The organism is Pseudomonas sp. NPDC086278 (assembly GCF_050280905.1).
In the GTDB taxonomy this organism is placed as follows: Bacteria; Pseudomonadota; Gammaproteobacteria; order Pseudomonadales; family Pseudomonadaceae; genus Aquipseudomonas.
The window spans coordinates 22760-48940 of record NZ_JBNNWE010000043.1 but is presented as its reverse complement, the minus strand read 5'-3'; the positions used below and the strand labels follow the sequence as shown (position 1 = coordinate 48940).

At 60.0% G+C, this 26181-nt stretch carries 21 protein-coding genes; 14 read left to right on the top strand and 7 right to left on the bottom strand.

What is annotated here, in order from left to right:
* Positions 1-154: 154 nt before the first annotated feature.
* The gene (speB, locus tag ACQKP4_RS15340) at positions 155-1114 is read right to left on the bottom strand and encodes an agmatinase (RefSeq protein WP_427634417.1); all 960 of its coding nucleotides are present in this window, start codon (positions 1112-1114) and stop codon (positions 155-157) included.
* A 20-nt stretch (positions 1115-1134) separates the two neighbouring features.
* Positions 1135-2226, bottom strand: a complete 1092-nt coding sequence (locus ACQKP4_RS15335; protein WP_427634415.1) for a polyamine ABC transporter substrate-binding protein — start codon at positions 2224-2226, stop codon at positions 1135-1137.
* Between the two features lie 101 nt (positions 2227-2327).
* On the opposite strand from ACQKP4_RS15335, the gene ACQKP4_RS15330 reads away from it, so the two are divergent.
* The 3 genes from ACQKP4_RS15330 (at position 2328) to ACQKP4_RS15320 (ending at position 5331) form a co-directional block, all read left to right on the top strand.
* Entirely contained in the window at positions 2328-3221 is an 894-nt protein-coding gene (locus tag ACQKP4_RS15330) for a LysR family transcriptional regulator (protein ID WP_427634413.1), read from the top strand.
* A 105-nt stretch (positions 3222-3326) separates the two neighbouring features.
* On the top strand, positions 3327-4799 hold the full coding sequence (locus ACQKP4_RS15325) for a nucleobase:cation symporter-2 family protein (protein WP_427634411.1): 1473 nt from the start codon (positions 3327-3329) through the stop codon (positions 4797-4799).
* Positions 4800-4857: 58 nt separating this feature from the next.
* Positions 4858-5331 (top strand): LEA type 2 family protein, encoded by a 474-nt coding sequence (locus tag ACQKP4_RS15320; RefSeq protein WP_427634409.1) that lies wholly within the window; start codon positions 4858-4860, stop codon positions 5329-5331.
* Positions 5332-5346: 15 nt separating this feature from the next.
* On the opposite strand, the gene ACQKP4_RS15315 is transcribed toward ACQKP4_RS15320, so the two are convergent.
* Positions 5347-6270, bottom strand: coding sequence for a carbon-nitrogen hydrolase family protein (locus tag ACQKP4_RS15315; protein ID WP_427634408.1), 924 nt, complete (start codon positions 6268-6270; stop codon positions 5347-5349).
* A gap of 84 nt (positions 6271-6354) precedes the next feature.
* Here ACQKP4_RS15315 and ACQKP4_RS15310 point away from each other — a divergent pair, with 84 nt between their 5' ends.
* Positions 6355-7263 (top strand): LysR substrate-binding domain-containing protein, encoded by a 909-nt coding sequence (locus ACQKP4_RS15310; protein WP_427634406.1) that lies wholly within the window; start codon positions 6355-6357, stop codon positions 7261-7263.
* Between the two features lie 8 nt (positions 7264-7271).
* On the opposite strand, the gene ACQKP4_RS15305 is transcribed toward ACQKP4_RS15310, so the two are convergent.
* Positions 7272-7523 carry a hypothetical protein gene (locus ACQKP4_RS15305; RefSeq protein ID WP_427634404.1) on the bottom strand — a complete coding sequence of 84 codons (252 nt, stop codon included), beginning with the start codon at positions 7521-7523 and terminating at the stop codon, positions 7272-7274.
* 165 nt (positions 7524-7688) lie between these two features.
* Here ACQKP4_RS15305 and ACQKP4_RS15300 point away from each other — a divergent pair, with 165 nt between their 5' ends.
* A complete protein-coding gene (locus ACQKP4_RS15300) occupies positions 7689-8006 on the top strand; it encodes a DUF883 family protein (RefSeq protein WP_427634402.1) in 318 nt (105 codons plus the stop codon).
* Between the two features lie 69 nt (positions 8007-8075).
* Here ACQKP4_RS15300 and ACQKP4_RS15295 read toward each other — a convergent pair whose 3' ends face one another.
* On the bottom strand, positions 8076-9116 hold the full coding sequence (locus ACQKP4_RS15295) for an Ldh family oxidoreductase (protein ID WP_427634401.1): 1041 nt from the start codon (positions 9114-9116) through the stop codon (positions 8076-8078).
* Positions 9117-9344: 228 nt separating this feature from the next.
* On the opposite strand from ACQKP4_RS15295, the gene ACQKP4_RS15290 reads away from it, so the two are divergent.
* Both ACQKP4_RS15290 and ACQKP4_RS15285 read left to right on the top strand, forming a co-directional pair.
* On the top strand, positions 9345-14159 hold the full coding sequence (locus ACQKP4_RS15290; RefSeq protein WP_427634399.1) for a dermonecrotic toxin domain-containing protein: 4815 nt from the start codon (positions 9345-9347) through the stop codon (positions 14157-14159).
* A gap of 96 nt (positions 14160-14255) precedes the next feature.
* Complete coding sequence (locus ACQKP4_RS15285) at positions 14256-15257, top strand: FecR family protein (RefSeq protein ID WP_427634398.1); 1002 nt, start codon at positions 14256-14258, stop codon at positions 15255-15257.
* Between the two features lie 53 nt (positions 15258-15310).
* On the opposite strand, the gene ACQKP4_RS15280 is transcribed toward ACQKP4_RS15285, so the two are convergent.
* Complete coding sequence (locus tag ACQKP4_RS15280) at positions 15311-17656, bottom strand: acylase (protein WP_427634396.1); 2346 nt, start codon at positions 17654-17656, stop codon at positions 15311-15313.
* A 243-nt stretch (positions 17657-17899) separates the two neighbouring features.
* On the opposite strand from ACQKP4_RS15280, the gene ACQKP4_RS15275 reads away from it, so the two are divergent.
* Positions 17900-18271: a fe2+ zn2+ uptake regulation protein gene (locus tag ACQKP4_RS15275; protein WP_427634394.1), complete on the top strand. Its 372-nt coding sequence runs from the start codon at positions 17900-17902 to the stop codon at positions 18269-18271.
* Positions 18272-18288: 17 nt separating this feature from the next.
* Here the strand turns inward: ACQKP4_RS15275 and ACQKP4_RS15270 are convergent, their stop codons facing one another.
* A complete protein-coding gene (locus tag ACQKP4_RS15270; protein ID WP_427634392.1) occupies positions 18289-18477 on the bottom strand; it encodes a hypothetical protein in 189 nt (62 codons plus the stop codon).
* Positions 18478-18634: 157 nt separating this feature from the next.
* Between ACQKP4_RS15270 and ACQKP4_RS15265 the strand changes: the two genes are divergently transcribed.
* The 6 genes from ACQKP4_RS15265 (at position 18635) to ACQKP4_RS15240 (ending at position 26144) form a co-directional block, all read left to right on the top strand.
* Positions 18635-18769 carry a hypothetical protein gene (locus ACQKP4_RS15265; protein WP_427634391.1) on the top strand — a complete coding sequence of 45 codons (135 nt, stop codon included), beginning with the start codon at positions 18635-18637 and terminating at the stop codon, positions 18767-18769.
* A 297-nt stretch (positions 18770-19066) separates the two neighbouring features.
* Positions 19067-20308, top strand: coding sequence for an MFS transporter (locus ACQKP4_RS15260; RefSeq protein WP_427634389.1), 1242 nt, complete (start codon positions 19067-19069; stop codon positions 20306-20308).
* Positions 20309-20327: 19 nt separating this feature from the next.
* A complete protein-coding gene (locus ACQKP4_RS15255; RefSeq protein WP_427634387.1) occupies positions 20328-21458 on the top strand; it encodes an acyl-protein synthase in 1131 nt (376 codons plus the stop codon).
* A 1-nt stretch (position 21459) separates the two neighbouring features.
* Positions 21460-23862, top strand: coding sequence for an acyl-CoA reductase (locus ACQKP4_RS15250; protein ID WP_427634385.1), 2403 nt, complete (start codon positions 21460-21462; stop codon positions 23860-23862).
* Between the two features lie 54 nt (positions 23863-23916).
* A complete protein-coding gene (locus ACQKP4_RS15245; protein ID WP_427634383.1) occupies positions 23917-25209 on the top strand; it encodes an AMP-binding protein in 1293 nt (430 codons plus the stop codon).
* A complete protein-coding gene (locus ACQKP4_RS15240) occupies positions 25209-26144 on the top strand; it encodes a GNAT family N-acetyltransferase (protein ID WP_427634381.1) in 936 nt (311 codons plus the stop codon). Before ACQKP4_RS15245 ends, ACQKP4_RS15240 begins: the two co-directional genes overlap by 1 nt.
* The last annotated feature ends 37 nt before the right edge of the window (positions 26145-26181 follow it).

Here is a 26181-nt window from a genome sequence, read left to right as displayed (position 1 = left end):
AATTCAGCAACGAGGCTGACTGGATGACCGCTTTCGCGGGCAAGCCCGCTCTCACAGGGTGAATGTGCCGGACGCAAACTGTGTGTCCAGCGCACCGTCATTGTGGGAGCGGGCTTGCTCGCGAAGGCGTCATGTATCGCGCCGCAAATCCGCTTTAGCGCTCGACTTTGTGCCTGGCCGCATACAGGCACAGCATTTCCATCGCCAGTGTCGCCCCCGCCAGCGAGGTGATTTCCGCGTGGTCATAAGCGGGCGCCACTTCCACCACGTCCATCCCCACCAGATTGATCCCGCGCAATCCGCCCAGAATCTCCAGCGCCTGCACCGTGCTCAAGCCGCCGCACACCGGCGTCCCGGTGCCCGGCGCATAGGCCGGATCCAGGCAGTCGATATCGAACGTCAAGTACACCGGGTGGTCGCCGACCCGCGCCCGAATCGCCTCGACGATCGCCTCGCAGCCTTGGCGATGCACCTGCCGCGCATCGAGCACCTGAAACCCTTGATGATCATCGTTGGTGGTGCGCAAGCCGATTTGCACCGACCGCGACGGATCGACCAGGCCTTCCTTGGCCGCATGCCAGAACATGGTGCCGTGATCGACGCGTTTGCCCTCTTCGTCCGGCCAGGTGTCGCTGTGGGCGTCGAAGTGAATCAGTGACAGCGGACCGTGCTTGCGCGCATGGGCCTTGAGCAGCGGATACGTAATGAAGTGGTCGCCACCGAAGGTCAGCATCGCGCTGCCGGCCTTCAGAATGTGCTCGGCGTGCGCCTCAATGCTTTGCGGTATCGAATGCGGCGAGCCGTAATCGAAGTCGCAATCGCCATAATCGATCACCGCCAGATGATCGAACGGATCAAAGGTCCACGGCCAATGACGCTCCCAGGCAATCCCGGCGGACGCCGCCCGAATGCCGCGCGGCCCGAAACGTGCACCGGGACGGTTGCTGGTGGCGGTGTCGAACGGGACCCCGCTGACCGCGACATCGACACCGCGCAAGTCGCGACTGTAGCGACGGCGCATGAAACTGGTGATGCCGGCGTAGGTGCTTTCGGCGGCCGTGCCGTAAAGGCTGTCGCGGGTCATGGCCTGATCGTTTTGCATTGGGGCGTCCATGGTTATCTCCTTGTTTTTATTTATTGGCGGCTACGGAAAGCGGTCCACAGGCGGGTGCGCGTGCGCATGTCCTTGAGGCTCATGCTGCGGTCGGCGTACAGCCGTTCGCGGACGTCGGCGAGTGGGTAAATATCCGGATCGTTGCGCACGGCTTCATCCACCAGCGGCGTCGCGGCCAGGTTGGCCGAGGCAAAGTACAGCGTGTTGGTCAACGCAGCGACGGACTCCGGCCGCAGCATGAACTCGATGAACTGCCGGGCTGCCTCCGGGTGCGGTGCGTCCTTGGGAATGGCCAGGTTGTCCTGCCACACGAGGGTGCCTTCCCGGGGAATGCGGTAGGCGATTTCGTAGGGTTTGTTGGCCTTGCGGGCCTGATCGGCGGCCATGCTGGCGTCACCGTTGTAGGCCAGCGCCAGGCAAATACCGCCATTGGCCAGGTCGTTGATCTGCCGACCGCTGGCGACGTAGAGCACATTCGGTTGCAGTTGATGCAACAACGCCTGGGCCGCGTCGAGATCACCTTTGTCGGTGCTGTAAGGGTCTTTGCCCAGATAGTGCAGTGCCAGGCCGATCACCTCTTGCGGCGAGTCGATGATCGCAATGCCACAGTCCTTCAATTGGCTCGCGTACTCCGGTTTGAACAACAGGGCGAGGCTGTTCAGCGGCACGTTCGGCAAACGCTTTTGCACGGCTTCGACATTCATTCCCAGCCCCAACGTGCCCCAGGTGTAGGGCACCCCATAGCGATTGCCGGGGTCGACGGCGGCCATTTTTTCCAGCAAGTCCGGGTCAAGGTTGGCGTAACCCTTGAGGCCTTCATGGGGAATCGCTTTCAGCGCGCCGGCCGCCAGGCCTCGGGCCAACACGCTGGAGGACGGCACCACCACGTCATAGCCGCTACCGCCGGTGAGCAGTTTTGTTTCCAGCACTTCAGGTGCATCGAACGTGTCGTAACGCACATGAATCCCGGTTTCCTTCTCGAAACGTTGCAAGGTCTCGGGTGCCACGTAATCGGCCCAGCTGTAGAGGTTGACGACTTTTTCCTCGGCCTGGGCCGACACAGCCAAGGCGAGAAGCGCAGCGGGTAAACACAGCTTGAACATGTGAGCCATGACGGACACCTGACCAGAGGAAGTGGATGCACATTGCGCGCTCGGATACATTGGCGAAATATCAAGTTTGTTAACCTGATTTTATTGCGGAGTAATGTTTCATGCTCGGTCAACTCCACGACCTCGACCTGCAACTGCTGCGATTGTTCGTCCGCGTAGTGGAATGCGGCGGTTTCAGTGCGGCGCAGGGTGATCTGGGCTTGAGCCAGTCGAGCATCAGCCAGCAAATGGCCAGGCTCGAAACCCGTCTGGGCTATCGCTTGTGCAGTCGCGGCAAGGGCGGCTTCCGGCTCACCCCCAAGGGCGAACAACTGCTGAGCGCCACGCGTGGCTTGTTTGAATCCATCGAAGCCTTCCGCCATCAATCCAACGGCGTGGCCGGTCGCTTGATCGGCGAAGTGCGCCTCGGCTTGTCCGAAGCGCTGGACCAATCGGTGCTGCAACAAGTGGCCGAGGCGATCCGGCGATTTCGCGCACGGGACGAATCGGTGCGCATCGAGTTGATCAGCGCGATGCCCGGCGAAATGGAACGCCTGCTGCTGCAACAGCGTCTGGACCTGGCCATCGGCTATTTCTCACAGGTGCAGAGCGCGTTCGACTACCACGAATTGTTTACCGAAACCCAACACCTGTATTGCGCGCCCGGCCATCCGCTGTTCACCGATGATGACCCCGACGACGAAGCGTTGCAGGCCTGCGACCGGGTGGATCACCCGTACCGGTTCCTGCGCAGCGACGAGCCGTTCCAGGGAAAGCGCTGTTCGGCGCGTTCGGAACAGGTCGAAGGCACCCTCGCCTTCATTCTTTCCGGCAAACACGTTGGCTATTTGCCCGATCACTTTGCCCGCAGCTGGGAAGACAAAGGTCGGCTGCGCGCCGTCCGCCAAGGTGAGATGAGTTTTGAGGTCGGGTTCCATCTGGCCCGCCATCGCGCCCACGTGCCGGGCGATGCGCAAAAGGCCTTCGAGGAGGATTTGCTGGCGGCGTTTGCCTGAAGCCAAAGAGGCTTGCCCCCACAGGATTGTGTCAACTTGTAAGTTTTCTGGCATCCTGCGCCTCCATTTTCTGACCCGGCCCGCCTTTCGGCACGCAAACTCACCATGACCGCCTCTGCAAAAGCCCTCGCTGCGCGCAACAACGATTTGATCTACGGCCTCAACGACCGCCCGCACCTCACCGCCACGATCTTCGCCGCCCTGCAACATGTGCTGGCGAGTTTTGTCGGCATCATCACCCCGACCCTGATCATGGGCGGCGCCCTCGGTTTGCAAAGCGAAGTGCCGTACCTGATCAGCATGGCGTTGTTCGTTTCGGGGCTGGGCACCTTTGTTCAGGCGCGGCGCTTCGGCCCGGTGGGTTCCGGCCTGTTGTGCCTGCAAGGCACCAGTTTTTCGTTTATCAGCGTCATTCTCAGCGCCGGGTTCATGGTCAAGGCGCGAGGCGGCGGCACCGATGAAATCCTCTCGACGATCTTTGGCGTGTGCTTTTTTGCCGCGTTCATTGAAGTGGTGTTAAGTCAGTTCATCGGCAAATTGCGCATGCTGATCACCCCGGTGGTGACGGGCACCATCATCACCTTGATGGGTTTGTCGCTGATCAAAGTCGCGATGACCGACATCGCCGGCGGCTTCGGTGCCGTTGACCTTGGCGCGGCCAGTCATTTGGCATTGGCGGCGCTGGTGCTCGGCACGATTGTGCTGTTGAACCGGGTCGACGTGCCGTTTCTGCGGCTCGGCGCCATCGTCATCGGCCTGACCCTGGGCTATGTCGTCGCCTGGCTGATGGGCGACGTCAACTTCGCCAGCCTGCCCGACGTGCCGCTGATGAGCGTGCCGGTGCCGTTCAAGTACGGGTTCAATTTCGATTGGGTGGCGTTTATCCCAGTGGCGGTGATCTTCCTGGTGTCGCCGCTGGAAGCCGCCGGTGACCTGACCGCCAACTCGATGATTTCCCGCCAGCCGGTCAAAGGCCCGATCTACCTGCGCCGGATCAAGTCCGGGTTGCTCGCCGACGGCCTCAACTCAGCCATGGCGGCGGTGTTCAACAGCATGCCGATGGTGACCTTCGCGCAAAACAACGGCGTGATCCAGCTCACCGGCGTGGCCAGCCGCTACGTGGCGTTTTTCATCGCCGGACTGCTGGTGCTGCTGGGGTTGTTCCCGATGATTGGCGCGGTGTTGCAGTTGATGCCAAAACCGGTGCTCGGCGGCGCGGAACTGGTGATGTTCGGCACGGTGGCGGTGGCCGGGATCAAGATCCTCGCCGAGGCCGGTTTGCATCGGCGCAACATGCTAATCGTGTCGATTTCCCTGGGCATCGGCCTGGGTGTCGCGGCGGTGCCGGAGGTGCTGCGCGAGTTGCCGCTGGCGCTGCACAACATCTTCGAATCGCCGATCACCGTCGGCGCGTTGTGCGCTATCGTGCTGAACATCTTCCTGCCCGAAGAATTCATCGAGCTCGAAGAAGACGATTTCGACCCGGAAGCCTCGATTCTGCAGGTGATGGAAAACCCGGATATGCCAGCCAGAGGTGAACCCGTACGGCCTGCGGCGGTCGCACAGTTGAACCGCTAGAAAGGCTTGAGGGCCGAGCCGCTGGCGGTTCAGCCCTTTTCTACCTGAGAGCCCGTCCATGCGCCGTATCCACGCGTTGATCCTGTCCCTGCTGGTGCTCGCCCTGAGCGCCTGCGCCCTGTTGCCCAATCGCGACCCGCTGAATATCAATGTGGTGGGCATCGAGCCGCTGCAAAGCCAAGACATGGAAGTGCGCTTTGCGGTGAAGATTCGCGTGCAGAACCCGAACGACACGCCGATCGACTACAACGGCGTGGCGCTCGACCTGGAGGTCAATGGCCAGCCGTTGGCGTCCGGCGTCAGCGCCCAGTCAGGCTCGATTGCGCGATTTTCCGAGACCGTGCTGACCGTGCCGGTCAGTGTCTCGGCATTCTCGGTGCTGCGTCAGACGCTGGGCCTGAGCCAGACCCAAACCTTGAATAATCTGCCGTACGTGCTGCGCGGCAAACTGGCGGGCGGCCTGTTTGGCACGATGCGTTTCACCGACACGGGCAAACTGAGCTTGCCGGGTTCGACGGCTGGCACTTGGTAACTCGCTCTCGATGAGTCATGGGTTGAAGCGCACGCCGGGCCTGGCGCGCTCGTCGACCGTCAGCTCAAACACATCCGGCCGCGCGTAATGGCCGACGACATCGTAGTCATAGCGCGCGCGGATGAGGTCGTCAGTGTCGATTTCCGCGGTCAATAATCCCGCAGTGTCCCGCAACGGTCCGGCCAGAATGTCGCCCATCGGCCCGACAATCACACTACCGCCCGCAATCAACGGCCGGTCCGCCGGCCAGTTGGCGATGTCCACCCCCAGATCCTGCGGCGACGCCTGAACCTGGCAAGCGCTGACCACGAAGCAACGCCCTTCATGGGCGATATGACGCATGCTCACCTGCCACATTTCCCGTTCGTCCACCGTCGGCGCACACCAGACCTCGACGCCTTTGGCGTACATCGCTGTGCGCAGCAGCGGCATCATGTTTTCCCAACACACCGCCGCGCCGATCCGCCCGACCTGGCTGCCGATCACCGGCAATGTCGAACCATCCCCCTTGCCCCAGATCAGTCGCTCGGTGCCGGTCGGCATCAGTTTGCGGTGCTTGGCCACCAGCCCGGCCTGCGGGTCAAAATACAGCGCGGTGCAATACAGCGTGCTCCCGGCGCGCTCAATGACGCCGACCACCAGATTGGCCCCGGTGCGCGCCGACAGCCCTGCCAATGCTTGTGTTTCGGCGCCGGGTACGTCGATGGCGTTGGCGAAATAGCGGGCAAACGCCTCGCGCCCCTCCGGCAGTCGATAGCCCAGTTGCGTGCCGAAGCTTTCACCTTTCGGGTAACCGCCGAGCAGCGCCTCCGGCATGACTACCAATGCGGCGCCGGCCTCGATGATGGCGTTTTCCCAGGCCAGAATCTGTTCCAGGGTTTCGGCCTTGCCGCCGGGCAAGGCGCCGATTTGCAGTGCGGCAACAATTGATTTGGGCATCACAATCACTCCGTTCACATCAGGTGTTGCTCATTCTCCGGCGCCCACCGATCATCAATAAAGCCCCCTCCATTGCTGAATGATATGAACGCCATGAATATCGCCAACATCGACCTCAACCTGCTCAAAGTCTTTGAAGCGCTGCATGAAGAATCCAGCGCCAGCCGGGCCGCATTGCGCCTGGGCGTGACGCAATCCGCCGTCAGCGCGGCGTTGCGCCGACTGCGCGAAGTCTATGGCGATCAGTTGTTTGTGCGCACGGGCCGAGGGCTGGCGCCGACACTTCAGGCCAACCAATTGAAACCGGTGGTCAGCGAGGCGCTGAACAAATGCCGCCAAAGCCTGGCCATGGTCGATCCTGCGGCCGATCATTACGACGGCCGCTCGGTCGCGGTGGGTTTATCCGATGATTTCGAGATCGCCTACGGCCGGCGCCTGATCGAAGAAATTGCCCGGACCGCTCCCAGGCTGCGGCTGATCTTCCGGCAAACCCACAGCCAGATCGTCGCTCACGCCTTGATGGAACGCAGTATCGATCTGGCGATCACCGCCGGCGGATTTGCGGAGCGTCTGCTCAGTCGGCAAGTATTGGGCGAAGGCGGCTATTTATGCCTGGTGGACCGCGCGAGCCTGGCCGAGGGCCAACAGAACATCAGCCTTGAGGAATTCGTTGCTCGCGAGCACATTCTGGTGTCGTCCGCAGGGTTTATCGGGATCACCGATGAGGGCCTGGCGGCGTTGGGACTGAGTCGTCGGGTGTGTGCGTCGACGACGCATTTCGCCGCGTTGCCACACTTGCTCAAAGGCAGTCAGGCCGTGGCAACCATTCCGGCGCACGCCGCGCAGAGCATCGCGACACTCAGTGGCCTGGCGCTGCTGCCCTGCCCGCTGGCATTGCCGCGATATCCGATCGAACTGGGCTGGCGGACCAGCACGCAGCTCGATCCGGTGGTGTTGAAAGTGCGTGAAGCGATTGTTTCGAGTTTTGCCTGAGGCCGGCCTTACTTGGCGGCCATCAGCCGATTGACTTCGCTGCGCACCATGTTGGCGAATTCCGGCGGCGACATCGCATCAAGTTCGGCACGGACCCATTCGGCCCATTTGCCTTTGCGCTTGGCGCGCTCACCGAACAACCGTGCGGCTTCGCCCTTGGATTTGCCCAGGTTGCTTTGCCAAAGATCGAACAGACGGGATTTCTCGTCTTCAAGCGCAGCGCGCTCGGCAAGGGATTTGTCGGCCAGATTGAAGCTCATGGGAGTTACCTGCTGCATAAAATAGGCGACATCTTACACTGTAGGACGAAATCTCCGACGGCGGATTTTTCCAGCAAGGACGATCGGAGCAAAAATCCACTGCAACTTTTTCGCTGCCCGCAGACTCCATTGTTCACTGCTCATTTACCTGCAAGGAGTACCTCAATGGCCCGGAAAACCGCCGCACAAGCCGCCGAAGATCAAATCAAGGATCTGGCGTTCAGCGAGCTTCAGTCGCTGATCGAGGAATCGGAGAAACTGCTGAACAGCAGCGCCGCACTGGTTGGCGAGGAAGCAGAAACCCTGCGCGGACAAATCGCCCAGAAATTGCAACAGGCACGGGACTCGGTCAGCAGTGTGCGTGACCGCACCAAACCCGCCGTCGAAGCCACCGAAACCTACATCGGCGGCCATCCATGGCAAACCGTGGCCATCTCCGCCGGTTTCGGCCTGGTGGTCGGTTTGTTGCTGGGGCGCCGTTAAGCAGCCCGTGACACAGTAAAAAGGCGAGCATCGAGCTCGCCTTTTTTAACGCCCGCGTTTGCGCGACTCTCACTGTCCGGCGAGCGCCCGCAGGTTCGCTAGCGTCTCGGCATCCAGCGCAATGCCTTGCGCGCCAGACGTGGCCCGTTGCTGATGACGTCGATCGCCCGGCAGGCGCTTGAGCCCGACGCCGTGCATCTGCCGCACCAGTTCCTGGCTGCGCTCGGCAAAGCTCTGCCCGGCCGCTTTGCTTGGGTCGATCACGATCAGCAGTTGGCCTGTCCATGGGGTTTTGGCCCCCGGATGGTTCGACCAGTCGAATTCGAAAGAAAAATTACCGCCGGTCAACGCCGCTGCCAGCAACTCCACCATCATCGACAGCGCCGAACCCTTATGCCCGCCAAACGGCAGCAACGCGCCGCCTTCAAGAATGGCTTTGGGGTCCTGGGTCGGCTGACCGAGGCTGTCGACGCCCATGCCCGCCGGCAAACGTTCACCCTTGCGGGCGGCGATCTGCACGTCGCCATGGGCAATGGCGCTGGTGGCCAGGTCAAAAACAATCGGCTCACCCCCTGCCCGAGGTGCAGCAAACGCAATCGGGTTGGTGCCGAACAGCGGACGGTCGGCCCCGTGCGGTACCACGCAGGTCATGCTGTTGACCACGCTCAGCGCCACCAGCCCGTCATAAGCGAACGGTTCGACGTCCGGCCATAACGCCGCGAAATGGTGGGAGTTACGAATCGCCAGCACCGCAATCCCGGCGCTGCGGGCCTTTTCCACCAACAGCGCACGTGCCGCCGTGAGGGCCGGCTGGGCGAAACCATTACCGGCGTCGACCCGGACAAACCCCGAAGCCACGTCCTCGACCACCGGCACGGCCTTACCGTTTACCCAGCCACTTTTCAGCGTCGACACATAGCCCGGAATCCGGAACACACCGTGGCTATGGGCGCCGTCGCGCTCGGCGCCAGCGCAATTAAGCGCGAGGGATCTGGCGACCTCGGCCGAGGTGCCGTGGCGCAGGAATATCTGTTCGAGCAATAGAACGAGCGCGTCGAAATCGAGCGTTTGGGTGTTCGAACTGCCGGCCATTTCGGGCGATGCGGTCATCTGAAGCTCCAGTTTTATTTTTGAGTACGGGCAACAGGGTGAAACGAGGTCGCAAGGCGACCCAAAAGTGTGGCCGATTAAGTGCCGTTTTACCGGTGTCCTGTCAAGCCTCAACCGCAGGATCGAACCCAGCAATATGTACCGCACCGGGAGTCGGCAACGACCGTAGTGTTTTTCCTCGACTTAACGACCTGCGATTAATCGCTGAGCACAGCCTCGAGGACAACCATGACTGCAACGCCCCTGCCGTATTTTTTTGACGAAGCACAACGTGCATCCACTGCCAAAGAGCCTGGCGAACGGGAAAAAGCACTGCACTTCACGCTTGATGACTTGAAGTGGTTGAAGAACGTGTACCTGGCCACCCACACGGCGCGCATTGGCCAAACAGCCCCCATGCACGTTTACCAGGTGCTGCTGACTACGCCGGGCTCGGCGGATATTCCATTGGCCGGGGCGTTTGCCATGAGCCGGCCAAGCGATGGCGAAGTAACCCTCTACACGCCGTGGAAAGGCCTGATCAAGTTCACGGACCTGGACGACCTGAAAAGCACGCTCAAGGCGTGGCTGTCGCAGGACACCGGTAAGCGTGAACTGTTGCGCTTTCTCTCCATCGAGCAACGCTGCACCTTGCTCGCCGCCCCTCCCGGCATTTCCACCCGAGCCATCGACGGTGCAGTGTTCCAGGATCAGCAGCTCCTCCTGGATCACAATCAGACACAGAACATCACGACGATGATGGCCGAGCTGGTGCAGATGCCATCACTGCAATCCATGTTGGACGACGCCCTGAACAACGCCTTGCGTAAACCATTTCCCAAGCTGGATCAGCGCCTGACAAGACTGAAGAGTTTCTTCAATACGATTTCAACCTTCGACAATCGCGCCGTTCAGCAAACGATTTCGTCGCTATCACTGAGCGATGCCCTGCTCCACGTTTACCTCACCAACCAATGGCCCGTCGGCGATGCCAGGGCGTTTGCCCATCCCACCCACGGTGCCGTCAGCGACGCCGATACGCTGGCGTGGGAAAACGCAATCAAAGAGATTGCTCAAAGTTTCACCCCCCATTTGCGCGGCCTGCTCGACACGTTCTGGAATACGGCCACGCGCCATGGCTTGTCCCGCCGAGAGTTCTTCTGCGAGGGGCTGCGCGACACCTTTCACACGAGACTGCTGCTTCTGCGCCAGGAAGGTGTGCTGACAACCCGGGAATACCTGTTCCTGATGAAAGTCAGTCTCGCGCCCTCCCCGGACAACGGGCTTCGCATCGAAAAGGTACGGGTCACCGCGCCCTTCAAGCACCCCGTCGAGCTGGCCTCGACCTTGATGATCGGAGGCGCCGACACATTGGGTTTTCTGTACACCCAGTCCAGAGGCATCGAAGCCACGAGCGACCTGTCAGCGGTCAAGACAATCATCCTGCAGATGATGAAAAGCGAAGGGCATGAAGACACGTTGCTCAACTTCATGTCACTGGACGAGCGCGCTGCGTTTCTGGCCTTTGAGCCGCATGAACGACTGATTGAGGCTGAACCGGTCACCGTCCCGGTATTCGAACAACTGATGGACGACATCCTTGGCAAACAACAGGAGAACCTGGCCCATGCCTTGAGCCGCTACCGTGAAAGCGAGGGCTCGCTGGTGCCTCACGCGCTGATCGACAAGGCACTGGATGTGCGCGGCCTGATCGACGATCGCCTGCTGGAGGTCGACGCCGCAGGACGCTGGAGCACTCAAGTCGACCGCCGCTGGAGCGCGCAACAGGCTACGGTGCGTGCCGAATCGGCCAACGTGGAGCTCGCACTGCTCGATTCGGTTGAACAGGCACTGGATCAAGTCCTCGAACAGCACCCGGTCATTCCCCCGACCACCGCCTCCCTGGCCGAGGCACAGCGCATCGTCGGTCCCTCAATGCCTGGGCTGCAATCCAATTTCACTCACACCCTGGCAGCGGCGTTGCGCAGCGAGCTAAGGCTGCGTGCCGTTACGCGCACCCTGGATGAAACGGAACAGGCGATCATCAGAACCGTGCTCGACACCCCGATACGCCGACAACGCGCGGCACTGAACGGTTTTCTCCCGGACGTATTTTCCCTGGCGCTGAACGCCGACGAGGCGCCGGCACCGCTGAGACTCGCCAGCTGTTTTTTGCTGACGGAACGAGGCGGCCTGGACCCGGAGCACTCCGGCAAGGCGATTGTGTGGACGCCCGCCTCGGGTTTCGAGGCATTCCAGGCCTTGACGCCGTTGTTGAGCGAGCTTGATCGACGTCTCAAGGACGACGATCAGTGCGCAACCCTTCTGGAGAATCTCGGCCGTAGCGAGCGCTTGCCTGGCCGCCAGTATTCATTGGCGCCGCTGCAATGCGAACACGGGCACTTCATTGATGCCCTGCAAAAACCGCATGTTCATCTGGACCCCATCGGCGTCACTCACGCATTGACCACCAAACTTCCCCCCGCACCGATGTCCAGGCTGTTGAAGGTGGTGGCGCTTCGTGAGCCGAGGACCGGACTTGACCGCCCAATGGACATCGCCCGCTCCCTGACGACTCAGCAAAAACTGCCGGCATGGCTGGCGAAGGCGTCGATAAACGATCTGGTGCTCCACGCCGAACTGCTTCAGCAATACCTTAATAACGTCAAGGACGATGAGGACTATCTCAGCGGCATACGCTCATTGCGGCGCACAGCCCACGATGAACTTGCCAAACAACTCAAGGCCGATGGCTTCGACATCGACCCGGACAAGGTCCAGATTCAGATCAATGCCCGGCTGACGTCGCCGGCCAGTACCCAGCTCCTGACTGACTTTGCCCTGACCCCTATCAAGGATCTTGATCCCACCCGCTTTACCGTCGTGTCGCTTGACACCCGCGCCCTGCCCGCCGGCATGAACGAAACCTACATCAAGGGCTTGATCCGAAACCTGAAGCCAGGCGAGCACCAGCAGAAAATACTGCGGGATGCCCTGGCAGACACTCCCGCGAACGCGGATCGCCGGCAGCGATTCAACAAGCAATTGCCCTGGCAGTTGATGCATTACGCCCACACCGAAAAACTCCAGGATCGCTTGAGCGACACCTCGTTTGATTTGATCCGGCAGGTCATGGACATGCCCGACACGCTCGCCCGACTGGCAGTCGACGATGCCCACGCAATCATCCGCCCGCTTGAGCTGCTGGGTATCAAGGACGCACACGCCATGAAGGTTCCTGGCGTCTACCTGATCAGTTCAACGGTTGATCGCGCGGCACCACACGTCCTGATCGCGCCTCACAGCCCCCGCCACGGGGTGAAGGAATATGAAAGCGAGCGCCAGTTGCTGGCGGAATTGAAGTCGCGCGGATCACTCCTCGACTGGATCCTCACCCAGTTGCCGCCGCCTGACCGGACATTGCTGGAACAGCGCATGGCAACCACCGGTCCACGCCTCCCCGAGGTCACACTGGGGGCCAGTCAGCTCCAAGGACATCTGTTCACTCAATTATTCGAAGACAACTCTGCATTGTTGGGGCGATTGCTTGGCTGTCAGTCCGACGAACACCGTCAGAGCGAATGGACAACCATCAGGCAGGTGCTGGGCGAAGACCTGCACGAAGCTTACTCGTTCTTTATGGGCAGACTCGCCTTTCCGCTGACAGTGTGGCGCAGTTATCTCGACCTCCAGCAATCCGCCGAAGCCCTTCAGACCCACCGATGGGGGCAAGCCATCAGGGCGTTCATCAGCGGCATCGCACAACTGGCGACGTTGCGCCAGTCGCTGGGCGATCTGACTCACCGACCTTCGACGCCTGACGCTGCCGCACCAACAACGCCCGGCCCGCGATCCAACTGGCGAGACATCGACATCACCGCCCCCGACCGTACCGCCCTGCAGCACCACGAAAGCAACGTCGACCTGAGTTCGCTGACGCTCGACACGACCCTAGGGCTTTACACCCACCCGACCACAAAAAAACACTTCGGGGCGGTGGAAGGGAAAGTGTATCCGGTGGCAAAACGCGGGATTCGCTGGCGCATCGTCAATAAACGGTTTCGTGGTCCTTATCTGCGCCAGAGCGAAACCAGGCAATGGGTTCTGGACAAGGTACGACCGGCGCCACGCTTTGGTCTGCTTAACCGTCTGGAAACCTTGGTATCGGTTTGGGATGGCATGAACGTGGAGGCCAGTGGCATGCCCGAGATCAGACGTCTGTTTCCACAAAAGGCGCGGCAGATTGATGCAGCCCTGGACCTGGCCACGTTCTACGCGTGGAACAGCGTTCGAAACCTGCAATTGCTAAAAAACACGGACGACACGATTACTCCCGTTCACCAACTCATCATGGATTTCATCGGCGTGCAGCAGGTGCTGCCCGCGCAGGTGGAGCTCATTGAAAAAATCGTGGGCGAGATGTTTGAGGCGTTGCTGGACCCGACACTCAGAGCCCGCAAATCCAATCGCTTTGTGGTTGGCCGGGTGACCGAGGACGCTGAACACACCTTTGGCTTCATCGTTCCGACCGATTCGAAGCGGAAGATCCACCTCGCCGAAAAATTTTTCAAGCCCAACTTCAGTCACTATCGTGCCCACCTTCTCGACCCAGCCTTCCCGATCAAGATTCATTCACGAGCGGTAACACTGATCCATGAGATTTCGCACATTGCCTGTAAAACCGAGGACATCGCTTATCTGGACCCCAGCAGGCCGTTTGTCGACTTGATTGGGTCCTCCAGCCAGATTGCCACGCAAATGAAGCGCGCCCTGGAGATTATTCAAGGCACGGCCCTATCGATCAAGACGCCTTACACGCAACTGTTCAAGCGCTATGACCCTGATTCCAACGAGTGGCAGGATTTTGGCGAAACGCCCTATGAAGACACCGAACGGTTAAAAGAGCTTGTTTTAGCTCTGACTCGCTCGGAAAACCTGAGCGGCGCCCGGCATACGTTCAAGAAAAATCCGCTGGTCAGGCTGACGGTGCAACTTGCAAATGCCGACAGCGTTGCCTGGCTGATCACCCATCTGGGGCGCCAATTGCACGCCAGCACCCCCTGATGTCAAAAATAGTTCTCATTTGATGGTTAATTGCCATGACGGCTGTTCTCGCCGACTTCCCCACGAGGTTAGAATGTAGGAAATCAGGATGAGTCAATGACGGACAATTCTCTCTCGCAAGCCCAATATGACGCCATCACCGATGCCGCTGCGCACTGGTGCATGCGTTTGCACGCTATCGACTGCACCGCGCAAGAGCGACAAGCGTTCGAAGAATGGCGCGAGGCTCATCCGCTGCATGCGTTCGAATACGAAGCCATGCTGGAAATCTGGGAAGTGGCGGGAGACTTGCCTCGTCCCCACCTCATTGAAACCGTTGTCCCGTTCAAGCCGGCATCGTCCTGGCGCCATGTCGGCATCGCCGCGGCTGTTTGCGCCCTGGCGTTGCCGCTCGCTGCATATGCCGGCTGGAACATGGGCTGGCTGCCCAACGCCTATCAACATTTCGAAGCGAGCGACAATGTGCGCCAGGTTACCCTGAGCGATGGTAGCGAGGTCGAGCTCAATCTCGGCAGCGAACTGACGTTCAGTAACTACAAGGACCAGCGCAAGGTCACGCTAAAAAAAGGCGAAGCGTTCTTCAGTGTCAGCCACGACACCTCTCATCCTTTTATCGTCCGGGCAGCGGACGGCCGGATTCGGGTCACCGGAACCAAATTCAATGTCTGGATGTATGAAGATCAGGTGCGAGTCAACCTGATCGAGGGATCGGTACTGGTCAGCAGCAACAATGATCTTGCCGGTGATGGCTTGCGCCTCGGGCCTGCGATGCAGGCACGCTTTAAACACGGCGATTTCACCCCGCAAATCAGTCAGACCTATGCCAACGATAACTCGCTGGCCTGGCGCAGCGGCAAACTGGTGCTCGACAACCTGGCGCTGAACGACGCACTGCCGTTGATCAATCGGTATTTGAGCAAGCCGGTGATGGTCGCCGACCACAGCACCGGCACGATTCGCCTCGGCGGTATCTATAACATCAAGGAACTCAACAATCTCGTGGCCTCGCTGCCCCGGGTGTTGCCGGTCTATCTGACCCGCAACAAGGAAGGCAATCCCGTCCTCAATTCCATCCCCCAACAACCGCCTAAAAGCTGAAGGCCGCGACCCTCGCGGGTGCGGCCTTCATCATTCATGCCTTCATCGTTCCGTCACTTTGCGGCGACCTTCCCGCCTCTGTCATCGGTCTCGCGTATCGTCTGTACCTGATACTGAGGATCCGCCGTGATCTGCTGCTCGGTGAATGGCAGAGGGCTCAGCTGTTTATTTGAAAACGCCAGCGTCTGGTCCCGGGAATACGCCGACGTCGGATCGCTGGACAGAGAGAACGCCAGCAAGCCCTGAGCGTGCGGCCCCTTGTCATCAAAGGTCACCACTTGCAAATAGCTGGTGCCGCTGACGACTTCGAGTTTTCCGTCGGTTCTCGGCACGCTTTGAATGGCGTTGTAAACACCCAGCGTGCCCGGTCCACCATGGATCGGCGTCTGTTGCCCGCCGCTGCTGACCACCTGAACGTCACCCCAGCGGGTATCCGCCTTCAAGCCCTGTTTGTTGACTTGCTCCACCGACGCCAACATCGCCTCGCGTAGCGCCTGGACGACGTCCGGATTGTCGAGCGCCAGGCCGCGCGGCGTGTGCTGCGGGTCTTTCGGATCAAACGCGACCCGCCAGATGCCGGGCATTTGCTGCAACGGCTCCATGACATTCTGGAAATGGACAAACCCAAGTCCGCTGTCCAGGTTGGCGCTGCGGTCCCAGGCTTTAAGGCTGGCGCACAGTGGCGCGAGTGTTGAAGCGTCGGCGCCCAGGTCACCGGCACAGAATTGCAGCAGGTCCGGCATCACCTGCCCGGCCTGATAGACCTGATCGTCCATCACCATGCGCTGCAAATCGGCGGCCGACACGGTGCCTGCCTTGCTCAGCGTGCCCAGGCGATCGAGGGCGAACCGTGTGCGCAGTCCCAATGGCTGGCCGTCCTGACTGATCAGCGGCGAGAAACCGGTGAGCGGCTGCGCCGGGTTGGCCATCCACGCCGAATCATTGGCGTGCTGTACAAAGTCTTTGCGCAACAGCTGCGGCAATTGGTCGGCGGCATAAATGCCTGGCTGCGCCGCTTTCGGGTCGATATCCCAGGCGCAGGCGCTGTTGGAACCGTCGAGCAGGATCATCTGCAATCCGGCCCGTGGGTCACTGCACTTGGCCAGCTTGTCGGCGCTGACGTTGGGCACCACCGACAGGTTCATATAAAGCGTCTGCCCCTGATCGTCCACCGCCAGGGTGTTGACCCAAGGGATGCCCTGGATCTTGTGCACCGATGCCTGCAAATCTTTCAAGCTTGTGGCCTGGTTAATCGCGTACCACTGTTGCAGTACGCGGTCGTTATCCAGATTGGCGTCGCGCAGGCTATAGGCGAACTCATGATCCCAATCAAGCTTGCCGGGCCATTGCACCACCGGACCGAATTGGGAGCTGTAAACCACGTGTGACACGGCCTTGACCTGACCATCCGGTTGCTTGACGTTGACCGTAAGCGTCTGTTTTTGCATCGGCAGCGACTTGCCGTCGAGCAGGTAGCGAGTCGAATCCTTGGGATCGAGTTGCAATCGATACAAGGTGAAGTGCTTGGATGTGTCGACGGTGTGGGTCCACGCCAGGTGCTGGTTGAAACCGATGTTGATCATCGGCAGGCCCGGCAACGCCGCGCCCATCACGTCCAGCTTGCCGGGAATGGTCAGGTGCATCTGATAGAAGCGCATCCCGCCGATCCACGGGAAGTGCGGGTTGGCCAGCAACATCCCGCGGCCGTTGAACGAACGCTCGCTGCCAATGGCTACCGCATTGCTGCCGCGATCAAGCGCAAAGCGCTGCATGCGCGAGTCCGCCACCTGGAATGCCGCGGCCTTGCCGGGCACTTGAGCGACGGCCGTTGGCGGCACTGCGCCGGCCAGCGCCTCCGCAAACTGCCCCACTCCACCTTCTACCAGCAGACGCCGGGTCAGCTTGACCACGTCCTGCGAGGTGATCTCGCGCACCCACTCACCCTGGCACTGTTGTGGCAACCCCTGTGCGCGGCGCTCTGTCAGCGAACGGTTGTAACCGGTCACGTACCCTTCAACCAGATCCCGCACCTGAGGTGTTTGTGCCTGCCAGAAACCGGCCACCGCTTGAGGAGTGTTCAGCCAGTTGAAAAACAGATCGCTGACCAGATTTTCACGCTCCTCGATCGTCATCTGCTCCGGGCCGAAGTAGCGTGAACGCTCGCCGTTGACGGTGACGATTTCGTTGGCCAGCAAACACAGGTTGTCCTGAGCGTACGCGTAGCCGATGCCATACCCGAGCCCGCGCTCATTGTCGGCGCGGATGTGCGGCACACCGAAACTGGTACGACGAATGTCGGCGGTAGCTGGTTCCGGCTGAGTGCGGGCGTTGGCCGCAAGACTCAAGCCGAGCAACAGACCTGCAAGGCTCAACCGGGTTAATTGACTGGAAATAATCACGCTCGCTCCTGATCGAAAAGACAAACACCCTGCGTCAACACGCACTGCGCCATCCACTAGGAACGAAGCCAACAGCAAAAATTTAGGCCACCCAAGGCGCTATTCAACCCTTTCTCACGGGTCGATGACGTGGCGGTGACAAATTTTCTACATTCGGGCCTTCATGATTTGCCGAGCTCGTTCGTCTTATTGATTGAGAGCACCCGACACACTTCCTGGCCAGCTCTGAAAAGGAGTTTTTGCATGTACAACTCGCAACTGCCAACGGACGGTAGCAATGCGCCAAACGGCTCTGCCATGGGCTCCAGCGTTTTCGGCGAACGAAGCGAGCGCAACGGCAACGAGAGAATCAGACTGCTGCTGAAAAGCTTTGGCCTGCGCACCAGCCTGATTCGGCTGAAGGTCATCGACGCCCTGCTGAGTGCCGCCGAAAGCGAGCGCAGTCTTGGGGTCCGAGGCGTACACAGCCAATTGCTGGACCTGGATATTCCCCTGTCCTTTCTCAGCGTGCGCGAAGTGTTGAAACGTTTGTGCAGCGAAGGCGTGATCACCTTCAACCCGGACAAGAGCTACAGCCTGCACCCGCACGCTGTAGCCATGCTCCACGGCGAGTGATCAGCCCGGTGCGTCGCTCAAGGCTTGACCTTGCGACGCATCACGCCATTGATCACTACCACGATCACCGCCACGCCGATGGCGATGTACTGGAACAGCTTCTCGCTGATGACGCCTTCATTTTGCAGATACGAAAGGCCGAACATGATCCCCAGCACCACGAGGGAGATCAGAATCGAGTATTTCAAACGTTGCGACTGAGTCATTACGATTTCCTGAACCTGAAAAATGTATCCGGTTTGTACCAACGTGCAGGCCAAGCCCCTACCTTTCTTCGGGGATGGAGCGCTGCAAACGGGGTCTCATGTTACAGCCGATGAAGAGTTTTGGCTTCATAGCGGCGATAACCATGAGGATTTTGAAATGTTCCGTCGAATCACACTGTTGATTCCCCTGCTGGCGCTACTGACGCTGAGCGGCTGCATCGTTTTCCCCCACGGCGGCTGGCACGATCACCATTACTACCGTGATGGGCCCGGTTACTATGAGCATCGTTGACGTCCAACCAACGCTTTAATGGCTCAGTTAATTTTCCCTGGCGAGTAAGGCAACGCCACCCGGCTGATAAAAACACCGACAAATGCCCGCCTCGTGCGGGCATTTTTTGTACTGCGCATTTTGTCTATCGGACTAATCCTGAAATGTGCGAAAAATCCCTTGATTTGACACTGGAAACATCACGCAAACGATTGAAACGTCGGGACTTAATCGCACGTTTGAAGTGCCCTGCCCGAGTCACTACCCTCCCTTCCCTGAATTATCTGAGGTCAAACTCAGGGCCATCGAAGGGATATCATGCAAGCGCCACTCATCAATATAAGCCCGCATAAATTAATCGGTTTCTTAGTCGCCATCACACTCTTTGAACTGCTGACTTACATGGCCAGCGATATGATCATGCCAGCCATGTTAAGCGTCACTCATCAACTTAATGCCAGTCCCGAACATGTGCCTTACGCTTTCACGCTGTATCTGGCGGGCGGCATTCTTTTGCAATGGCTTATCGGGCCTTTGTCTGACCACTTCGGTCGGCGCAAGGCGCTGCTCGTCGGCTGCGCGATGTTTGCCCTCGCCTGTTTTGCGGCATACCAGGTGCAAGGCATTCATGCCTTCAACGGCCTGCGCCTGATTCAAGGCGTCGGGCTGGGATTTGTCATCGCGGTCAGCTACCCCGCGCTGCAAGAGGTGGTGTGCGAAGCTGACGCGGTAAAAATCATGGCATTGCTGGGCAATGTCGCACTGCTCTCGCCACTGCTGGGCCCGCTGCTCGGAAGCCTGTTGCTGGAATGGTTATCGTGGCGCGAGTTGTTCCTGCTGCTGGGCGCGGGCAGCGTATTGGTCTGGGTCGGGCTCTATGGGTTCATGCCGGAAACAGTAGGCACCGCGCGACACGACGGTGGAAGGCTGGAGACGATCCCCTTCAAATGGCGCGGGACACTGCGCCGCTACGCAAATTTGCTGTGCAACAGGCGGTTCATGACGTCCAGCGTGGCATTGGGCCTGATGAGCCTGCCGCTGATTGCCTGGATCGGCCTGGCGCCACTGTTGCTGATGCGCAACGAGGGGTTTTCATCGCTGCAATACGGCTTGTGGCAAATCCCGGTGTTCACCGCCGTCATTCTCGGCAACCTGATACTCAATCGACTGATCGCTACCACGGAACTGCCGCAACTGATCCGATACGCACTCTGGCCATTATGCGGTGGGCTCTGCGCATTGATTGTGCTCAGCCTGATGATGCCTTCAACGGTGCTGATAGTGAGTTGCCTGGCGCTTTACGCCCTCGGCCTGGGCATGAGCAATGCCGTGTTGTACCGAATGGCGCTGTTTTCCAGTCACGACAGCAAAGGCCTGGTCTCGGCCATGATCGGGATGATCTCGATCGCCGTGATGGGAGGTGGAAGTTCGCTGATGGCGATGGCAGGCGCCGGCGCCAGTCTTGAAGCTTTCGCCCTCCTCGCGGGAATCGCCGGGCTGACATGCCTGGTGCCGCTGCAGCAGTTTCTACGCCGCTCTCACGCCGCACTTCCCGTCTGAGTTAGATAAAGGCCTTCGAATGATCCATTTACCCCACACCGATGCGCTATGCGCATTGGCGAAACCTTATTGCCTGGATTCAGTACCTGACGGCTTGTTCGATCAGGCGATGACAGAAATCAGCCTGTTTCATTGCCAGCACACACCGGGCTATGAACGCTGGTTGCACGCCAACGGCCTCGATGCCATGGCGTTGGAGTCCATGGACGATTGGTCCAGGCTGCCGCCCATTTTCGCCAACTATTTCAAACGGCACCTGGTGTATGGGCCGACAGGCGAAGGCGCACTGGAACTGACATCGTCGGGCACCAGCGGCCAGAAGAGCCGCATGCGCTACGACTCGCGCAGCATGGCAGCGGCACAGGGCATGGTCGGTCACATCTTTCGCCACTACGGCTGGGATACACCTGATATCCCCTGCAATTACTTGCTTTTGAGCTACGAGCCAAAGGCTGCGATCACGTTGGGGACTGCCTACACCGACCAGTTTCTGTGCAGTTATGCGCCCATCAACCGGGTGGCCTACGGCCTGCGACTGACGGCAACAGGTCACACGTTTGACCTGTTCGGCGTGGTGCGCGCCTTGCAGGAATTCGCGGCAGAAGGCTTGCCGGTGCGGATCCTCGGGTTTCCGGCGTTCCTTGCCCACGCGCTGCAACACATGGAAGACACCGCCGTCGCGGACCTGAAGTTACCGGCCGGCTCGCTGGTATTTCTCGGTGGTGGCTGGAAAACCGAGGCCGCGCAGGAAATTCCTTTGTCGCAGTTATATGAACGCATCAATCGTCAGTTGGGCGTTGAACCAGACCGCTGTCGCGACGGGTATGGCGCCGTCGAACATGCCGTGCCGTACATCCAGTGTGCTCATCAGCATTTCCATGTGCCGGTTTACTCGAAGGTCTTCGTGCGCAATCCCGCTGATTTCACGATCCAGCCTTACGGTCGGCGCGGCTTGCTCGAGTTCGTATCGCCCTACATTTCTTCAAGCCCCGCGCAGGCGGTGGTGATGAGTGACCTGGCGACACTGCACCCCGGCGCGAGCTGCGGGTGCGGCCTTGCGACAGACTGGTTCGAATTGCACGGCCGCGCCGGCACCAGCGCCAGCCGAAGCTGCGCGATGGCCGCGTCCGAACTGATTGGAGGAGCGTGACATGTACCTGCTCAATGGCGAACTGCGTGACGATGTCAGCTTCGCGCAAACACTCGAAAACCTGCACCAACAACTCCCGGCACTGCTGAACGCGCCCATCGACAGCGACACTGTCATTGACGCCGCCGAACGATTCGCCCGGCAGTTGCAGGACGGTGGGCTGGACCTGGCCCTTGACGACGAACAACGCCACGGGCTTGTCGATTTCTGTCAGCGCAACCAACTGGCTACCAAGCTTGAGCGAGAGCTGGGCGTTCGACCGCGCTCGTTACGCCGCATCGACTACCAACAACCGCGTTTCGAAAGCTGGCACCCCTTGGGACTGGTGGTGCATGTGACGCCGGGCAATGCGCCAATGCTCGCGTTCTGTGCGGTTCTGGAAAGCCTGCTGGCCGGCAATATCAACTGGTTGCGCCCCAGCTCCAGCGACGGTGGGTTAACCGCCCGGTTGCTGGCGGCGCTCGCGCAGTGTGACGCCCACGGCAAACTGGCCGATTTCATCGCCGTATTGCCCGTCAGCACTGCGCAGATACCGCAACTGTGTGCGCATGCCGATGGCGTGGCCGCGTGGGGCGGTGAAAAAGCACTCACGGCGATTCGTCAGCAGATTCCGGCCGGCTGTCGGTGGATCGATTGGGGCCACCGAATCAGTTTCGCCTACCTGTCGCCAGACGCCGCCACCCCGTTGGCACTGGATTCGCTGGTGGATGACGTGTGCAGCCTGGATCAACAAGCGTGCTCCAGCCCGCAATGGCTACTGGTCGACAGCAACGACCCGGCCATCCTCCGGGACTTGGGTAACCGCCTGGCCGAAGCCTTTTCACGCCGCGCGTCACAGTGGCCGGCGCTGGTGCCGACTGATCAGGAAGCGTCAGAAATCACCACCCGCACCGCCATGGCGCGGCTGGATCACAGCTTTGCAAACCAGACCGGCGAGGTCTGGGTCGGAGCCGGGTGGCGGGTGATCTGGGAGCATCACCAACGTCTTGCGCCATCGCCACTGTTTCGTACGCTGCTGCTCAAACCGGTGCCGCAGGATTCGATTGCCGAGACGTTGTTACCGTGGCGCACGGTTCTGCAAAGCTGCGCCCTGATTTGCACGCCTGAAGAAACCCCGGCCCTGGTGCGCACCCTGGTCAACGCCGGCGTTACGCGTATCGCGCCCAGCGGCCTGATGCATGACGGTTACGCCGGTGAACCCCATGACGGCGTCTACGCGCTGTCGCGTCTGAGCCGTCGCCTGTCGGTGAACCTGCTGCCAGACGCGGTGCGAGGCCGGCCGACCCTGGACGCGCTGCCCGCAGCGCCCCACACAGGCGATGAGCCGATCATGGACAAAAACGCCTTCATGTCCCAACCGATCGGCGCCGCGGCACAACTGTATTTCCGTTCGGGGGGAAGCAGCGGAGTGGCGTCGCTGTCCGGATTCAGCTATCGAGAATTTGACCGGCAAATGCGCGCAGCGGCTGACGGTTTGTTCGCTGCCGGCCTTGACCCTGCGACGGATCGCGTGATGAACCTGTTCTACGGCGGCAGCCTGTACGGGGGCTTCTCCAGCTTCAGCAAGGTACTTGAGCAAATGGGCGTGACGCACTTCCCGATGGGTGCGCCGCAAGAAGATGACTTCAGCGAAATCGCCCAGCTCATCATCGACCACCGTGTCAACGTGCTGATCGGGATGCCCAGCACCTTGCATCGGCTGTTTTTCACCGAGCAACAGCGACTTCGCGCTTACGCGGGTATCGGCAAAGTGTTCCTTGGCGGCGAGCACCCGGGACAAGCCAGCATTAGCCTGATGCAAAGCTGCGGGGTCGCCACCCTTCGCTCGGCAATCTACGGCTCGGTCGATGCAGGCCCGCTCGGACATGCCTGCACCGCAACGGCGGACGGCGTGTTTCATTTGATGAGTGATATCCAGCACTTGGAGATCGTGCATCTGGAACAGGATGTACCGGTTCATGGCGATGAAATCGGCCGCCTGCTATTCACCTCAAGGGCGCGACAGGGCCAGGCCGTGCGCCGTTATGAGGTGGGCGATACCGGTCGGTGGGTGGCCGGCGCCTGTCCTTGCGGGCTCGACTCACCACGGTTCGAATTGCTGCAACGCCACGGCAAACTGGTGCGTATCGGCACCGAGTTCATTTCACCGGCGGCGCTGCAAGACAGTGTCGGCGTGCCCATGCAAATCATTCTGGAGCACACGCCGGATGGCCGGGAACGGCTTCAGGTGCTGACCAACTCGGACGTGACAGCGGTTTATCAAAGCCTGTTAACCAATGATGCGCTGGCCACTGCCGTAAACGCAGCGCTGATAACCGTCGACGTTCAACAATGCGCCGAAGCCCGTTTCAGCCGAAACAAACACAGCGGCAAAATCCCGCTGATTATTGATAACAGAAAATAAAAATATCACTTGTAGCCTTGTTAACCCTTGAATGCCTGATAAGAAGAGAGCCTTGTGATGTCAACTTACTCCCTTGAACAACTTGTGCCTTATATACGGCAACACTCGACGTTCTACGCCAAACACCTGCAACACTTGCCGGCTGACGCCCATACATTAAGCGAACTGCCATTGACCAACGTGGCCAACTATTGGGCTGACAGCGACGAGCTGGATAACTGGCAAGTTCTGACCGGCGATATCACTGGCGGCCTGGTATTCAAGACCGGCGGCTCGACCAGCCACGGCAAACTGTCGGTGTATACCACCCGCGAGTGGCAAGCGATGGTCGCCGCGTTCGGCGCCAGTCTTTCCAGCCAGTTGGCGGACGGCGACCGTGTCGCCAACCTGTTCTTCTGCGGTGATCTCTATGCCAGTTTCCTGTTCATCCACGACTCGCTGGCGCACGTCAATCGGTCGATCTGCGAATTTCCGTTTACGGGCCAGACCAGCCTGGACGTGCTGGCCGATGCCATTGATCAGCACCGAATCAACGTGCTGGTTGGCGTGCCCGCGCAGTTGCTGCAACTGGCGGCGTATCTGAACCAGCATCAGCGGGTAATGGCCGGGGTCGAGACCCTGCTGTACGGCGGCGAAAGTCTGTTTGGGCCGCAGTTGGCCATGTTGAACAGCGCATTCCCCAATGTACGCATTGCCTCCATCGGCTACGCCAGCGTCGATGCCGGCCTGATTGGCGCTACCGGTCGCGACTGTGCCCTGGGCGAACATCGGGTTTTCGACCCGCAAACGCGGGTAGAGATCGTCGATGAACTGACCGGCGACATCATCGAGGAATGCCACCGCACCGGGCTGTTGGTGGTGACAAGCCTGACCCGTCGGCTCATGCCCCTTCTGCGTTATCCCGTGGGCGACCGCGCCTGCTGGACAGAGCCGAGCGCCACGCCAATGCGCAAATTCGCCCTTCAGGGACGCAGTGCTCACAGTCAGCGGGTTCGAGTGGGGACGTTGTCGCTGATGATCGACGAGATGTCACCGATCATTGCGCGCGTGGCGCACAGCGATCAATGGCAATTGCAGATTGAACATGACGGATACAAGGACATCGTCAGCGTGAAATGGGTGCCGGGGGCGCAGTCATTGGCGAGCGCCGCGGTGTGTAAATCGCTGCATGAAGCGCTGGTGGACCACATCCCCGACATCGAAAAACTGACCCGCGAAAGGCAGTTGGAATGGCGCGTCCAGTCTTGCGCGGTTACCGAGCTGAAGCTTCACCCGCGATCCGGTAAGCAAATGCGCGTGCTCGACCTGCGTGAATACGCTGTCCCGCCGTCGTCGGAGGCTGCGTGATGTCGACCCTGATGTTCCGCCGCTACCACCCTTGCGACGCGCACGCGGTGAGCCAACTGTTTCGTCAGGTCTATGGCGATCATTACGTTCAACCGGACGTTTATCTGCCCGAGATGATCAGCCAGCACAACGCCGACGGCCACTGGAGATCGATGGTCGCTGTCGACGGCGAACGCGTGCTGGGCCACGCCGCGTTATGCCACGACACCCGTTCGGATTGCGCGGAACTGGCCCTGAGCGTGGTCACCCCGGCCATGCAGGGGCGCAGTATCGCGACGCGCCTGGGGCGCGAGTTGCTGTTGTTGTCGCAAGCGCTGGGGCTGGCGAATGTCCTGATCAAACAGGTCACGCATCATCCTTATACGCAGCGCATGGCCGCCAACATCGGTTTTCACAGCACGGGCGTGCTCCCGGACTACGTTCCGTCGCCGTTCGCCGAGCCCATCGCCGAAACCATAGTGACCGGATGCTATGTGGTGCAAGGGCATACCCGACCGCTCCCCGACATTGCGTGGCCCGAAAGCTGCCGACCGTTCATGCAACACCTGTGTTCGGTATTCGGCACTTACAGCGACAGGTCATCGCCGACGTCAATGCCCTTACAGATCAGGCAACACCACCAACGTTACGCCATCGTCGCTCACCGCTTGAACAAACGGCTGCTCGACCAGATAGGTCAATTACCTGCCCATTGGCTGGTGACGCTCCACATTGACCTGTCCCGGCACTTTGCCGACGACCTGCACCAGCTGACGGCAATGGGCTTCACCTTTACCGGGTTGATCCCCACCCAGCACAGTCATGGATGGTTCGCGCTGTTTCATCGTGGCGTCCAGCCTCGTTCGCTCAGCCTGCATTGCCCTTATATGCAGCAATTGCACGATGACTTGCAGCGCGACGTCGAAACCTGCGGCAGCGCTCGCTCAGCCGCTTGAAATTTGTCGGTAAACATCATTGGCGGGTTGCGCGCAA

Excerpts from the sequence above, each read along its gene's own strand:
- ACQKP4_RS15255 (WP_427634387.1), top strand. The coding sequence starts at position 20,328 with ATGATCCATTTACCCCACACCGATGCGCTATGCGCATTGGCGAAACCT.
- ACQKP4_RS15290 (WP_427634399.1), top strand. The coding sequence starts at position 9,345 with ATGACTGCAACGCCCCTGCCGTATTTTTTTGACGAAGCACAACGTGCA.
- ACQKP4_RS15310 (WP_427634406.1), top strand. The coding sequence starts at position 6,355 with ATGAACGCCATGAATATCGCCAACATCGACCTCAACCTGCTCAAAGTC.
- ACQKP4_RS15335 (WP_427634415.1), bottom strand. The coding sequence starts at position 2,226 with ATGGCTCACATGTTCAAGCTGTGTTTACCCGCTGCGCTTCTCGCCTTG.
- ACQKP4_RS15260 (WP_427634389.1), top strand. The coding sequence starts at position 19,067 with ATGCAAGCGCCACTCATCAATATAAGCCCGCATAAATTAATCGGTTTC.
- ACQKP4_RS15270 (WP_427634392.1), bottom strand. The coding sequence starts at position 18,477 with ATGACTCAGTCGCAACGTTTGAAATACTCGATTCTGATCTCCCTCGTG.
- ACQKP4_RS15305 (WP_427634404.1), bottom strand. The coding sequence starts at position 7,523 with ATGAGCTTCAATCTGGCCGACAAATCCCTTGCCGAGCGCGCTGCGCTT.
- ACQKP4_RS15320 (WP_427634409.1), top strand. The coding sequence starts at position 4,858 with ATGCGCCGTATCCACGCGTTGATCCTGTCCCTGCTGGTGCTCGCCCTG.
- ACQKP4_RS15315 (WP_427634408.1), bottom strand. The coding sequence starts at position 6,270 with ATGCCCAAATCAATTGTTGCCGCACTGCAAATCGGCGCCTTGCCCGGC.
- ACQKP4_RS15250 (WP_427634385.1), top strand. The coding sequence starts at position 21,460 with ATGTACCTGCTCAATGGCGAACTGCGTGACGATGTCAGCTTCGCGCAA.
- speB (WP_427634417.1), bottom strand. The coding sequence starts at position 1,114 with ATGGACGCCCCAATGCAAAACGATCAGGCCATGACCCGCGACAGCCTT.
- ACQKP4_RS15300 (WP_427634402.1), top strand. The coding sequence starts at position 7,689 with ATGGCCCGGAAAACCGCCGCACAAGCCGCCGAAGATCAAATCAAGGAT.
- ACQKP4_RS15325 (WP_427634411.1), top strand. The coding sequence starts at position 3,327 with ATGACCGCCTCTGCAAAAGCCCTCGCTGCGCGCAACAACGATTTGATC.
- ACQKP4_RS15265 (WP_427634391.1), top strand. The coding sequence starts at position 18,635 with ATGTTCCGTCGAATCACACTGTTGATTCCCCTGCTGGCGCTACTGACG.
- ACQKP4_RS15275 (WP_427634394.1), top strand. The coding sequence starts at position 17,900 with ATGTACAACTCGCAACTGCCAACGGACGGTAGCAATGCGCCAAACGGC.
- ACQKP4_RS15285 (WP_427634398.1), top strand. The coding sequence starts at position 14,256 with ATGACGGACAATTCTCTCTCGCAAGCCCAATATGACGCCATCACCGAT.
- ACQKP4_RS15240 (WP_427634381.1), top strand. The coding sequence starts at position 25,209 with ATGTCGACCCTGATGTTCCGCCGCTACCACCCTTGCGACGCGCACGCG.
- ACQKP4_RS15330 (WP_427634413.1), top strand. The coding sequence starts at position 2,328 with ATGCTCGGTCAACTCCACGACCTCGACCTGCAACTGCTGCGATTGTTC.
- ACQKP4_RS15295 (WP_427634401.1), bottom strand. The coding sequence starts at position 9,116 with ATGACCGCATCGCCCGAAATGGCCGGCAGTTCGAACACCCAAACGCTC.